The following is a 12,556-nucleotide window of genomic DNA, read 5'->3' as shown; positions in this document are numbered from 1 at the left end:
CGACCCCGGGGGTTGCTTGACGGCGAGCAGCTCAGATGCGGTTACTCCACGGTCTAGCTGTATCTTTTTACATAGAGGTGTAAGGTAAATTCCACGTTTCTGTTACACGGCTCAATCATGCCCGCCGAACTGATCCTGCAGTATCAAAAACGCATTGCCGAACTCGAAACGGCTTTGGCGGAGGCACAAGCTGCAGCCGACGAGTCCCGGCCGCTCGCCGATCTCCAGAGTCACGGTGAGTTGCCTGTCGACTTTGCACTGGCTGCGGCCAACATCGGACTCTTCAACGTCGACGTCGCGTCGCAGACTGTCCATGTGACGCCCGGCTTCTGCCGGATCTTCGGTTTGAAAGTGCAGTCGTCATTCCCGGCCACGACCCTGGAGGCCATGGTCTTGGTGAACAGCGACGCAATCGAAGGCGTGTCGACGGCCCGGAGCCGACGCGATGGCAGCGCCGCCCAGGTTGTCGAATACCAGATCGCGCGTGCCGACGATGGCGAACACCGGAGGATCGAGCGTCGTGCGAAGGTGCGTCGCGACGAGCAGGGTGAGGTTGTGGATTTTGGCGGCGTGGTCCAGGACATCACGTCGGCCCGACAGGCCAGCGAGGTCATCGCACAGGCGCAGCAGGCACTGAGTGAATTTTCGGCCGGACGCGAGTTCGTGATCAGCCTCACCGCCCAGCAACGCGAGCTGACACAACCGGACAAGGTAATGCGGTTGACGGCCCGGCTTCTTGGGGAGCGGCTGGGCGCGCACCGCGTGGCTTTCTACCGGGTGCTGACGGCATCGACACTGCAATACATCAACGGCTGGAACGACGACCCGTTGCCGGCGCTGTCAGGCATCTTTCCGACTGACAAGTTCGGTTCGGGCGCTGCGGTGTTGCGCGCCGGCGGCACTGTCCTGAGCTTTACGGACAGCAGGCACGATCATGGCGGTCACTTGACCGGCCTGGCCGAGCAGGGGGTCCTGTCGGGGGTCGAGGTGCCGTTGCTCACCAAACAGCGCTGGCATGCCGGCATGGTGGTCCACGGCGCCTCGGTGCGGTCCTGGACGCAGGCCGAGGTTGGCCTCATCCAGGAGGTTGCTCAGCTCGCCTGGCTGGCGGTGGAGCGTGCCGAAGCATTCACGAGGCTTGGTAATCGCATTGAGTTTCAAGAGTTGAAGATCGAGAACCAACTTCAGGAATCAAAAGTCGAGAAGGATGGACGACTACTCGCTGAGGAAAAGGTACGTCAGCTGCAGAAGCTCGAAGCGGTCGGCCAACTCACCGGTGGCATTGCCCACGACTTCAACAACATGCTCGCCGTCATCGTGGGAAGCCTTGCCCTGATGCAGCGCAAGGTCACTCGCGGTGAAGCCAAGATCGCCCACCACATCGAGTCGGCTATGGACGGCGCTCGACGCGCGGCCACGCTGACGAGTCGCTTGCTGGCATTTTCTCGCCAGCATCCGATGGCGCCCGAGGCGACCGATCTCAACCGGCTGGTGGCCGATTTAAGCGACCTCTTGACCCGCACCTTGGGCGAGACGGTGCACTTCGAGATCATCCAGTCAGCCGGACTCTGGGTCACGCGGGTGGATCCCCATCAGCTCGAGAGCGTGCTGATGAACCTGTGCGTGAATGCCCGCGATGCCATGCCTAAGGGCGGCAAACTGACGATCGAGACATCAAACGTGCATGTCGAGCAGGCCTATGCCCTGGAGTTCGACTTGCCGGTCGGCCACTACGTGGTGCTCTCGGTGACCGACAGCGGCGAGGGCATGACGCTCGAGGTCCAGGCCCGCGTGTTCGAGCCGTTCTTCACTACCAAGGCGGTGGGCAAGGGCACGGGCCTGGGCCTGAGCCAGGCCTTCGGTTTCGCGAGCCAGTCGGGTGGCCAGCTGAAGGTCTACTCCGAGGTCGGTCATGGAACGACGTTCAAGCTTTACCTGCCGCGTCACTGGGGTGCGGTCGATAGAACCAGCCGCCGCACGGCGCAGGGCACGACGCGCAAGGGCCGGGTCGAGGAGATCATCCTGCTGGTTGAGGACGATGACCGCCTGCGTGTCATCGCCAGCGAGACGCTGCGCGACTTGGGCTACACGGTCCTGCATGCGGCCAACGGTGCGGAAGCGCTGGCAATGATCGATGCGGGCCAGGATGCCGTGCTGCTGTTCACCGATGTGGTCATGCCGGGCATGACCGGTCGGGAACTGGCCGACAAGGCGCTGGAACGGCTGCCGCACCTGAAGGTGCTCTACACCACCGGCTACACGCGCAACGCGGTGGTGCACAACGGCGTGATCGATCTGGGGACCCATTTTCTGGCCAAGCCCTTCACGATCGAGGCACTGGCCAGCAAGGTGGCCGAGGTGCTGGATGAACCAAAGGTCGAACGAACGATTGAAACGATCCCAAAGGCAGCAGCTTAAGCAAGCATTTGGTAACGTTGTCGTGGGATTGCCGTAATGGCCCTTGCTTTCAACTTCGACTGCCAACACATGCCACTGAACTTTCAGGCGCTGTTCGACGCCTCGCCCAACCCGTATCTGGTGCTTGATCGGTCGCTGAACATCGCAGGGGCCAATCGGGCATACCTCCAGTCCGTACAGCGTGAACTCTCGGACATTGTCGGGCGGTGGGCCTGGGAGGCATTCCCCACCGATCGAGAGACAGAGGCCCAGGCCATCGCATCCATGAGACGGGCTATCGCCACCCGTGAACCGGACGTGATGCCTTTGCTGCGATTCGACATTGCGCGTCCGGATACGCAAGGCGGAGGCCTGGAAAAACGCTACTGGAGCATCAGCCATGTGCCGGTGCTGGATGCTCTGGGTGAGGTGGAGTTCGTCCTGCATCATCCTGTCGATGTAACGGCTCTTGAGCGTCTAAAGGAAGCGCCATCTGAGGACACGGGACCGGCACTTCGCCCGGAACAAGCACGCATCTTCGAAAGAGCCCAGGCCGTCCACGAAAGCAACCTGGCCTTGAAATCGGAAAGTGACAGGCTGCGCAACCTGTTTGCTCAGACACCCAGTTTCATGGCCGTACTTTCAGGTCCGGAGCATCGCTTCGAATTGGCCAACAAAGCCTACGAGCGGTTGGCTGATGCGCGTCCGCTGGTCGGCCGAACCGTACGTGACGTATTCGATGCCGAGGAGGCAACAGCGTTCTTTGATTTGCTCGACCAGGTCTACACCACTGGTGAGCCTTTCGTGGGCCAGGGAGTCAAGTTGCAGCTCAAGTTGACCTCTGGAGATACACGCCGGCATTTACTGGACTTCGTCTACCAACCCATGCGCGATGAAAAGGGTCAGGTTACGGGCATCTTTGTCGAAGGAAACGATGTCACCCTGCTGCGCGACACGATGGAGACGCTGGCACAACGCGAGGCCCGGCTGCGCCTGGTCATCGAAAACTCCAAGGACCATGCCATCCTGACGACCGATCCCCATGGCGCCATTACCCAATGGTCCAGCGGCGCGCAGCAGATTTTTGGGTGGAGTGAAGAAGAAGTCCTGGGGCAAAGCGTCTCCATCATCTTTACCCCAGAGGACCGGGACATGGGGGTGGATTTTCAGGAGTTGGCCACTGCCCGTGCGCAGGGCAGTGCACTCGACAAGCGTTGGCACATCGGTAAGGACGGCCGACGCGCGTTCATGAATGGCACCCTGAACATGCTGCCGCTCGGTCCCGACGGCTTGCCGCAGGGATTCATCAAGATCGCGCGAGATGAGACCGACCGTCATTACGCAGAAGAAGCACTTGTCAAACTCAACGCCACGTTGGAGCAGCGCGTAGAGCAGCGCTCCGAAGCCTTGCAGGCGTCGCAAGAGCAGTTGCGCCAGTCGCAAAAGATGGAAGCGATTGGCCAGCTCACGGGCGGCATCGCGCACGACTTCAATAACATGCTCGCCACCATCACCTCCAGCCTGGAGCTGATGAACCGCCGGATTGCCAGTGGCAAGGGCGGCGACTTGACCCGCTACATCACCCTGGCGTCGACTGCAGCGCAGAGCGCGGCTGCATTGATCAAACGGCTCTTGGCATTTTCCCGCAAGCAGACCCTGGATCTCCGGACCTTGGACGTCAACGCGTCCATTGCGGAGATGGAAAACATGCTGCGTCGCAGCATCGGAGAAAACATTCAATTCGAGCTTTCCTTGCAGCCAGGCCTGCCAAACGTGAGTTCGGACTGCAATCAGCTGGAAAACGCGTTGCTTAACCTGACTATCAACGCGCGCGATGCCATGCCCGATGGTGGACTCATCCGCATCAGCACATCGAGCCGTGAACTCGATGCCAGCTACGTCGCCATGCATCCCGACGTCATCGCTGGTCAGTACGTGATGATCAGCGTCTCGGACAACGGTACGGGCATGTCGCCCGAGGTTGTCGCCAAGGCGTTCGATCCGTTCTTCACAACCAAGCCCATCGGACAGGGCACCGGCCTGGGTCTTTCAATGATCTATGGCTTCACGCGCCAGACACGTGGGCACGCCAGCATTCACTCGATTCAAGGTGAAGGCACGACGGTTAATGTATACATACCTTGCAATTTGAATTCCCTCGAAACGCCAGCGACTCAGCAGCAATCGGTGGCTCGATCGCCCAAGGGCCGCGGAGAAACGATCCTGTTTGTGGAAGATGAGCTAGGCGTGCGGACTGTACTTGGCGAGATTCTGGGCGAGCTGGGCTATGACACCCAGGAAGCGATTGATGCTCCCAGTGCGTTGGAGGTTGAGCGTGGGATGGCGCGAATGGATTTGCTTATTACAGACGTCGGATTGCCCGGCACCAATGGTCGACAGCTCGCAGAGATGATGCGCGAACGACGTCCAGGCTTGAAAGTGTTGTTCATCACCGGCTATGCAAACAAGGCCACCGTAAAGGGTGAGTTCTTGGGGGAGGGCATGGACATGTTGGCCAAACCGTTCACCATCGACGCTCTGGCCCACAAGGTCAAAGGCATGTTGAATCGAGTCGATCCAGAAATCGTTGAAAACCGAGTTTGAACGCCGGCTGTGACGGTCTGCCTTAATGCCGCAGCCAATCTTGCGGCATTTCATTATTTCCATAATAATGGAATCATGAAAGAAGAAATGATTGTCAAGTCTCTGGCTGCGTTGGCTCAAGTCAGCCGTTTGCGGGTGTTCCGTGCGCTGGTTGTGGCGGGCCAGGAAGGACTGACACCGGGTGCGCTCAGCGAGTCCTTGGATCTGCCCGCAACCAGCCTGTCGTTCCACCTGAAGGAACTGACGAACGCAGGTTTGACGTCCCAGGAGCGCCAAGGCCGGCGTCTGATCTACCGCGCATCGTTCGATCATATGAACGCTTTGCTCGGTTACCTCACGGAGAACTGCTGTCAAGGCGAAGCCTGTGCAGTGGATGCCACGTCCGCGGCGTGCGACTGCTGACGTTTTTCCTGCTCTTTCTTTGCTTCCAGCCCGCCCCCCTCTGACTTCTGGATCTGTTCAATGACCGAACGCAAACTCAACGTCCTGTCTGCACCGGCAACTCGGCTCGTTCCATCCTTGCGGAGGGCATGCTCAGCCAGCTCGGCGTCGACCGCTTTCAGGCTTTCTCGGCTGGCAGCCGTCCCAAGGGCGCAGTGCATCCGCTGGCGCTTGCCACACTCAAGCAGCTGCACTTCGACAACACCGGATTCAGCAGCAAGAGTTGAGGTGACTTCGGCAAAGACGGTGCGTTGCCCATGGACTTCGTGATCACGGTGTGTGACCAGGCGGCGGGCGAGGCTTGCCCGGTGTGGCCCGGCCAACCCATCACAGCGCATTGGGGACTGCCAGATCCAGCTGCAGTGGTGGGTTCGGATGAAGTACAGCAACGGACCTTCACCGACACAGCGGTCACGCTCAAGCGCCGCATTAAATTCCTGCTGTCGCTTCCCCTGGACAAGCTGGAAAAGCTCTCTCTCCAGCGCGAAGTCCGCGACATCGGGACCTGCTGAGATGACGACCAACATCCTGATTCTGTGCACGCACAACTCGGCCCGCAGCGTGCTCTCCGAAGGCATGCTGAACCATTGGGCGAAAGAGTTGGGCGTGGATGTGTGGGCTTACAGCGCCGGCAGCGCACCCAGTGGGCGCATCAACCCCATGGCCATCGAGGTGCTGCAAGCTGCAGGCATCGACGCCTCGGGCTACCGAAGCAAAAGCTGGGACGAGTTCACCCGCGAGTCCGCACCGAAGATGCGTGCGGTCATTACCGTCTGCGACAGTGCCGCTCAGGAAACCTGTCCGTACTGGCCCGGCGCTCCGATCCAGATCCACTGGGGGTATCCGGACCCTTCCAACTCGGGCACGAATGAAGCCGAGAAACGTCAGGCGTTCGAGGCAACGCGCCAAGCCATCGGCGAGCGAATGCGCCGGCTTGCCCAAGTGCACTTCGACCTTCTGAACGACGCCGAACTGCGCAAGATCTTGGAAACCTTCTAAGCCGTTGGCCAGCACGTGGCTGGCCTGGTGTTCCCCTAGGGCCATCGCTGCTGTGCACGAGCTTCCCTCCCTTCCTCTTCCTCACCACGACTTGCCCATGCTGCTGGCTCTCCTGATCTTCGTCTTCACGCTCGTGCTGGTCATCTGGCAGCCGCGAGGTCTGGGTATCGGCTGGAGCGCGTCGCTGGGCGCCGTGCTGGCCCTGCTGACTGGCGTCGTGCAGCTCTCCGACATCCCGGTGGTGTGGCACATCGTCTGGAATGCGACCGCGACCTTTATCGCCGTCATCGTCATCAGCTTGCTGCTCGACGAGGCAGGTTTCTTCGAATGGGCCGCACTGCACGTGGCGCGGTGGGGTGGTGGCCAGGGTCAAGGACTGTTCGCCTGCATCGTGCTGCTGGGCGCGGCAGTCTCCACGCTCTTTGCCAACGACGGCGCCGCGCTGATCCTCACGCCGATCGTCATGGCGATGCTAGTGGCTCTCGGTTTCACGCCGGCGGCTACGCTCGCCTTCGTGATGGCCGCTGGCTTCATTGCCGACACCGCCAGCCTGCCGTTGATCGTCTCCAATCTGGTCAACATCGTCTCGGCCGACTTCTTCAAGATCGGTTTTGCCGACTACGCCTCGGTGATGGTGCCGGTGAACGTCGCCTCGGTGGTCGCGAGCCTGGCGGTCTTGCTGCTGTACTTCCGTCGCGACATTCCGGCGCGCTACGACGTGACGCAATTGCAGGCACCCAAGGACGCGATCCGCGACCCCGCCACGTTTAAAGCTGGATGGGTGGTACTCGTGCTGCTGCTGGTCGGCTTCTTCGGCCTGGAGCCACTGGGCGTGCCGGTCAGCGCCGTAGCCGCGGTCGGCGCGGTACTGCTGCTGGCGGTCGCAGCGCGCAGCGCTGCAATCAACACGCGCAAGGTAATCAAGGGCGCGCCCTGGCAGATCGTCGTCTTCTCGCTGGGCATGTACCTGGTGGTCTACGGCCTGAGGAATGCCAGCCTGACCGACCAGCTCGCAACACTGCTGAACGTCTTCGCGCAGGGTGGCGTTTGGGGAGCCGCCTTGGGCACGGGTTTCCTGACCGCGATCCTGTCCTCAGTCATGAACAACATGCCCACCGTGCTGATCGGCGCGCTGTCCATCGATGCGACGGGCGCAACCGGCCTGGTCCGGGAAGCCATGATCTACGCCAACGTCATCGGCTGCGACCTGGGTCCGAAGATCACGCCTATCGGCAGCCTCGCCACGCTGCTGTGGTTGCACGTGCTCTCGAAAAAAGGCATCACGATCGCCTGGGGTGCGTATTTCAAAGTTGGCATCGTGCTGACCGTGCCGGTCTTGGCCATCACACTGGCCGCGCTGGCGATCCGACTGAACATGGGCTGAGCGCGTCCTCCCATCTCAACCTCGAAACCGATCCATGAGCGACATCACGATCTATCACAACCCCGACTGCGGCACCTCACGCAACGTGCTCGCGCTGATCCGCAACACGGGCGAGGAACCCACCGTCGTCGAATACCTGAAGACCCCGCCCGACCGCGCAACCCTGGAGCGACTGATCGCCGCCATGGGCGTGCCGGTGCGCGACGTGCTACGTCAAAAGGGCACTCCCTACAACGAGCTTGGCTTGGCCGACCCAAAGTGGACCGATGACCAGCTGATCGACTTTGTGCTGCAGCACCCAATCCTGATGAACAGGCCGATTGTTGTCACCCCGCTGGCGACCCGCCTGTGTCGGCCGTCGGAAGCTGTCCTCGAAATCCTGCCGACGCCGCAGCGAGGCGCATTCTCGAAAGAAGACGGCGAAGTCGTTGTCGGTGACAAGGGACAGCATGTCTCCAAGTCCTGATTTTCCCGATTTACCCAACCTCGATGCCGGGTCGTTTCAGAGGCCTGATTTGCAGCGCCTGCATCCGATTGCACGGACGATGCATGCACCACGCATCCTGCTGCTCTACGGTTCGTTGCGCGAACGCAGCTACAGCCGGCTCCTGACCGAGGAAGCGGCTCGCCTGCTGCAAGCCCTGGGCTGCGAAACCCGCATCTACGATCCACGCGACCTGCCGCTGCCAGACGGCGCACCAGAGGACCATCCCAAGGTCCAAGAGCTGCGGTATCTCGCGCAGTGGTCCGAAGGCATGGTGTGGACCTCTCCGGAGCGCCACGGCGCAATGACGGGCATCCTGAAGGCGCAGATCGACTGGATTCCCCTGACCATCGGGTCGGTTCGACCCACGCAGGGCAAGACGCTGGCGGTGATGGAAGTGTCGGGCGGCTCGCAGTCCTTCAACGCCGTCAACCAGATGCGCGTGCTCGGGCGCTGGATGCGCATGATCACGATCCCCAACCAGTCGTCTGTGGCCAAGGCATTCCTGGAGTTCGACGATGAAGGGCGCATGAAGCCTTCGCCGTACTACGAGCGGGTGGTCGATGTGATGGAGGAACTGGTGAAGTTCACGCTGCTGACGCGCGATGCTGCGGAATACCTGGTGGATCGCTACAGTGAGCGGCGGGAAAGCGCAGAGGCCCTGTCGAATCGGGTCAACCTGCGTTCCCTCTGAGACCCACTCACCCACATCGCTGTTCAATTGGTCTTTGTCCTGGGCAAAATGCTGGATCAATTCAGACTGGCATGAGCAAGCTGAGCAGGTCTCGTAGGACTGATCAGGCAACCTCGGTCATTCAAACGCGCCCTGACTTCAACCCATTGCCGCGAACCGAAGGTGGCACCTTTTTGCTTGTGGCTTGGCGCTCGTCAGCCAAAGTCTCTACGATCGGGCAATCGGGTCGATCGTCACCGTGGCAGTGGCTCACCAGATGCGCCAACGTGGCCTTCATCGCACTAAGCTCCTGCAGCTTGGCATCAAGGTCTTGCAAATGCGCTTGCGCCAGCGCTTTGACCTGCCGACTCGGCCGCCGCTTGTCCTGCCACAGCCCGAGCAGTTCTCGGATCTGGTCGATGGAGAAACCGAGGTCGCGAGACTGGCGGATGAATCGCAAGGTGCTCACTTCTTGCGTCGAGTATTGGCGGTACCCCGCCTCGGTGCGCAAGGCTTCCGGAAACAGCCCGACCTTCTCGTAGTGCCGGATCATTTTGGCCGAGACCCCGGACGCCTTGGCCGTCTCACCGATGTTCATGAGTGTCATGGTCTGGGTTCAAGCCTTGAGGACAGGGTAGGTCGAAGATGGGGTGGACGACGGAGGTGCGGCTTCCTGCTGCTGCAGCGAACGCCAGCGCCGCAGCAACAGCGCATTGCTGATCACGCTCACGCTGCTGAAGGCCATGGCTGCACCGGCAATCATCGGACTTAGCAGGCCCAGGGCCGCCAACGGGATGCCCAGCGCGTTGTAGCCGAACGCCCACCACAGGTTCTGTTTGATCTTGGCGTAGGTGCGGCGCGAGACATCGATGGCGTCCGCGACGAGGCGCGGGTCCCCGCGCATCACGGTGATGCCGGCCGTCTCCATCGCCACGTCCGTGCCGGTCGCCATGGCGATGCCCACGTCGGCGGCAGCCAGGGCGGGCGCATCGTTGATGCCGTCGCCCACCATCGCCACCACCTGACCGGCCGCGCGCAGTTCCTGCACGATGGCGGCCTTGTCGCCTGGCAGCACCTCGGCGCGCACCTCGGTGATGCCAAGGTCTTCAGCAACCGCGCGAGCGCTGCCCGGGTTGTCTCCAGTGAGCATGACGGTGCGGATGCCCAGTTCCTGCAGCCGAGCCACCGCTTGGCGGGCGGCAGGCTTGACCGTGTCGCCAAACGCCAGCAGTCCCAGCAGATCGACCCGGAACCCGGTGGTGCGCGTGAGCCAGGAGATCGTCCGGCCTTCGTTTTCCAGGCGGGTTGCCTCGGTGGATAGGGCACCGGGATTTACACCCAGTTCCTGCAGCAGGCGGCTGCTGCCCAGCGAGAAGACAGTGCCCTCCACGATGGCCGTCAATCCTCGACCCGGCAGAGCCTTCGCCAGGGAAGCTACAGGCAAGCTCAAACCTTCATCACGCGCCTTGTCCAGCACGGCTTGCGCCAAAGGATGCTCGCTGACGTTCTGCAAGGCGCCCGCGAGCCGCAGGACGTTGTTGCGGTCCTCGCCCGGCGCCGGCACGATCGCGGCCAGCGACGGCCGGCCTTCGGTCAGCGTGCCGGTCTTGTCGAAGGCGACCGTCGTGACCGAATGCGCCACTTCCAGGGCCTGCGCATCCTTGATGAGGATGCCCTGGCGCGCAGCCACACCGGTGCCGGCCATGATGGCCGTGGGGGTCGCCAGTCCCAGCGCGCACGGGCAGGCGATGACGAGGACCGCCACCGCGTTGATCAGCGCCTGCTCCCAGTTTCCTGCGACGGCGACCCACCCAATAAAGGTCAACGCGGCAATCGCCAGCACCACTGGGACAAAGACTGCGCTCACCCGGTCCACGATGCGCTGGATCGGCGCCTTGGCCGCCTGCGCCGACTCGACCATGCGGATGATGCGTGCCAGCATGGTTTCGGTGCCCACCGCCAGCGTCCTGACGGTCATTAGGCCCTCGACATTGATGGCGCCGCCCGTGACCTTCGCGCCCACGGCCTTGGCCACCGGCAGGCTTTCTCCGGTGATGAGCGATTCGTCGACATGGCTGTGGCCCTCGCTCACTTCGCCGTCCACGGCGATCCGTTCGCCCGGACGAACGACGACCAGATCGCCCACGCGCACCTGACCGATGGCGATTTCGACTTCGATGCCGTCGCGACGCACCCGGGCGGTTGCCGGGCGCAGCGCGTTGAGGGCATGGATGGCGGCGGCGGTCTGGCGCTTGGCGCGGCCTTCCAGCCACTTGCCCAGCAGCACGAGCGTGATGACCGTGGCCGAGGCCTCGAAGTACAGGTGAGCCATGCCGTGTGTGCCGTGACGCCACAGCAGGTAGACCGACAGTCCATAGGCCGCCGAGGTGCCCAGCGCCACCAACAGGTCCATGTTGCCCGCGCCAGCGCGCACGGCCTTGTAACCGGCGCGGTAAAAGCGCCAGCCCAGCCAGAACTGGACCGGCGTGGCCAAGGCCCACTGCGCCCAGCCACCCAGCATCCAATCGATGCCCAGCACCTGCAGCAGCATCGGTGCGATGAGCGGCAGCGTCAGCACCGCTGCCACCGCCACCGGCCACCAGTTGGGCCACTGCCACCCAAGCGCGACCGACGCCGACGCCGCTGTCGTTTGCCGGGCCTTCACGGCGTAGCCGCTTTTCTGGATGGCCGCTTCCAGGGTCTGGACTGGCACCGTCGAGAGCATTTCGACGGTCACTTTCTCGGTGGCGAGGTTGACCGATGCACTTGCCACCCCCGGCACCTTCAGAAGCGCCTTTTCCACCCGCGACACGCAGGAGGCGCACGTCATGCCTTCCACACCCAGTTCCACTTGCTGGGTGCTTACCTCGTAGCCGGCCTTGCGCACGGCTGCCACCAGCAACTGCGCATTCACCCCGGGTTCGACCCCCACGGTCGCTTGCTCGGTCGCCAGATTGACCGATGCGCTCACCACCTCAGGCAGTGCCTTAAGGGCTTTCTCCACGCGCATGATGCAGGAGGCGCACGTCATTCCGGTGATGGGAAGCTGCAGGGTCTGGAGGTCAGTGGACGCTGAGGCAGCGCCAGGGAAGTGGGCAGCAGTGTTCATGGGCAAACGGATTGTCAGGACCTTTGACTCTCAGGGTTCCCACAGTGGCAAGGTCAAGGGGTGACCAGAGAGTGCGTGACAGCCGAAGGGGTATCCGTATCAATCCTTGACCTTCTAACTGTGGCAAGGATGAAACTGGCTTCGTCAACTACTTTTCAGCCAGGAAAAACACCATGATCGCCTTTGACATTCAAGACATGACCTGCGGGCATTGCGTCGCCACCATCACCCGGGCCGTGGCGGCCGTCGATGATCGCGCTGCCGTGCGTTTCGATCTGCCGACGCACCGTGTGGAAATTGAGTCCAGCACCGCCAGTGCCCAGGCACTGAGCCAGAGCATCCAGGATGCCGGCTACACCCCGGTAGCTGCCAGTTCGACGCCCGCAGCGGCGGCATCCAAGAAGGGCTGCTGCTGCGGCTGAGCGCCTGCAGGCCGCGCAGCAGCGCGTGAATGGTGTGCATCTG

10 protein-coding genes and 1 pseudogene are annotated in these 12,556 nt (G+C 62.1%); 9 read left to right on the top strand and 2 right to left on the bottom strand.

Annotation, left to right across the window (positions count from 1 at the left end):
* The first annotated feature begins 117 nt into the window (after positions 1-117).
* The 8 genes and pseudogenes from ACSFA3_RS06475 (at position 118) to arsH (ending at position 9,003) form a co-directional block, all read left to right on the top strand.
* A complete protein-coding gene (locus ACSFA3_RS06475) occupies positions 118-2,418 on the top strand; it encodes an ATP-binding protein (protein WP_435504546.1) in 2,301 nt (766 codons plus the stop codon).
* A gap of 36 nt (positions 2,419-2,454) precedes the next feature.
* Positions 2,455-5,001: a PAS domain-containing protein gene (locus ACSFA3_RS06470; RefSeq protein WP_435504545.1), complete on the top strand. Its 2,547-nt coding sequence runs from the start codon at positions 2,455-2,457 to the stop codon at positions 4,999-5,001.
* Positions 5,002-5,076: 75 nt separating this feature from the next.
* A complete protein-coding gene (locus tag ACSFA3_RS06465; protein ID WP_435504544.1) occupies positions 5,077-5,403 on the top strand; it encodes an ArsR/SmtB family transcription factor in 327 nt (108 codons plus the stop codon).
* Between the two features lie 53 nt (positions 5,404-5,456).
* Positions 5,457-5,954: pseudogene (locus ACSFA3_RS06460) on the top strand (arsenate reductase ArsC).
* A 1-nt stretch (position 5,955) separates the two neighbouring features.
* A complete protein-coding gene (locus ACSFA3_RS06455) occupies positions 5,956-6,441 on the top strand; it encodes an arsenate reductase ArsC (protein ID WP_435504543.1) in 486 nt (161 codons plus the stop codon).
* A 97-nt stretch (positions 6,442-6,538) separates the two neighbouring features.
* A complete protein-coding gene (locus ACSFA3_RS06450) occupies positions 6,539-7,825 on the top strand; it encodes an arsenic transporter (protein ID WP_435504542.1) in 1,287 nt (428 codons plus the stop codon).
* Between the two features lie 34 nt (positions 7,826-7,859).
* Positions 7,860-8,291, top strand: a complete 432-nt coding sequence (gene arsC / locus ACSFA3_RS06445; protein ID WP_435504541.1) for an arsenate reductase (glutaredoxin) — start codon at positions 7,860-7,862, stop codon at positions 8,289-8,291.
* Positions 8,275-9,003, top strand: a complete 729-nt coding sequence (arsH, locus tag ACSFA3_RS06440; RefSeq protein ID WP_435504540.1) for an arsenical resistance protein ArsH — start codon at positions 8,275-8,277, stop codon at positions 9,001-9,003. Before arsC ends, arsH begins: the two co-directional genes overlap by 17 nt.
* A gap of 121 nt (positions 9,004-9,124) precedes the next feature.
* Here the strand turns inward: arsH and cueR are convergent, their stop codons facing one another.
* The gene (gene cueR, locus ACSFA3_RS06435) at positions 9,125-9,580 is read right to left on the bottom strand and encodes a Cu(I)-responsive transcriptional regulator (RefSeq protein WP_435504981.1); all 456 of its coding nucleotides are present in this window, start codon (positions 9,578-9,580) and stop codon (positions 9,125-9,127) included.
* An 18-nt stretch (positions 9,581-9,598) separates the two neighbouring features.
* Positions 9,599-12,091 (bottom strand): heavy metal translocating P-type ATPase, encoded by a 2,493-nt coding sequence (locus ACSFA3_RS06430; RefSeq protein ID WP_435504539.1) that lies wholly within the window; start codon positions 12,089-12,091, stop codon positions 9,599-9,601.
* A 173-nt stretch (positions 12,092-12,264) separates the two neighbouring features.
* Between ACSFA3_RS06430 and ACSFA3_RS06425 the strand changes: the two genes are divergently transcribed.
* Complete coding sequence (locus ACSFA3_RS06425; protein WP_435504538.1) at positions 12,265-12,513, top strand: heavy-metal-associated domain-containing protein; 249 nt, start codon at positions 12,265-12,267, stop codon at positions 12,511-12,513.
* Positions 12,514-12,556 lie beyond the last annotated feature (43 nt).

It is taken from the genome of Variovorax glucosi, from assembly GCF_051216695.1.
Lineage (GTDB): Bacteria > Pseudomonadota > Gammaproteobacteria > Burkholderiales > Burkholderiaceae_C > Variovorax.
This window is presented reverse-complemented; position numbering and strand designations above follow the sequence as displayed.

Coding starts and splice junctions, on each gene's coding strand:
- ACSFA3_RS06475 (WP_435504546.1), top strand. CDS start 118: ATGCCCGCCGAACTGATCCTGCAGTATCAAAAACGCATTGCCGAACTC.
- ACSFA3_RS06470 (WP_435504545.1), top strand. CDS start 2,455: ATGGCCCTTGCTTTCAACTTCGACTGCCAACACATGCCACTGAACTTT.
- ACSFA3_RS06465 (WP_435504544.1), top strand. CDS start 5,077: ATGAAAGAAGAAATGATTGTCAAGTCTCTGGCTGCGTTGGCTCAAGTC.
- ACSFA3_RS06455 (WP_435504543.1), top strand. CDS start 5,956: ATGACGACCAACATCCTGATTCTGTGCACGCACAACTCGGCCCGCAGC.
- ACSFA3_RS06450 (WP_435504542.1), top strand. CDS start 6,539: ATGCTGCTGGCTCTCCTGATCTTCGTCTTCACGCTCGTGCTGGTCATC.
- arsC (WP_435504541.1), top strand. CDS start 7,860: ATGAGCGACATCACGATCTATCACAACCCCGACTGCGGCACCTCACGC.
- arsH (WP_435504540.1), top strand. CDS start 8,275: ATGTCTCCAAGTCCTGATTTTCCCGATTTACCCAACCTCGATGCCGGG.
- cueR (WP_435504981.1), bottom strand. CDS start 9,580: ATGAACATCGGTGAGACGGCCAAGGCGTCCGGGGTCTCGGCCAAAATG.
- ACSFA3_RS06430 (WP_435504539.1), bottom strand. CDS start 12,091: ATGAACACTGCTGCCCACTTCCCTGGCGCTGCCTCAGCGTCCACTGAC.
- ACSFA3_RS06425 (WP_435504538.1), top strand. CDS start 12,265: ATGATCGCCTTTGACATTCAAGACATGACCTGCGGGCATTGCGTCGCC.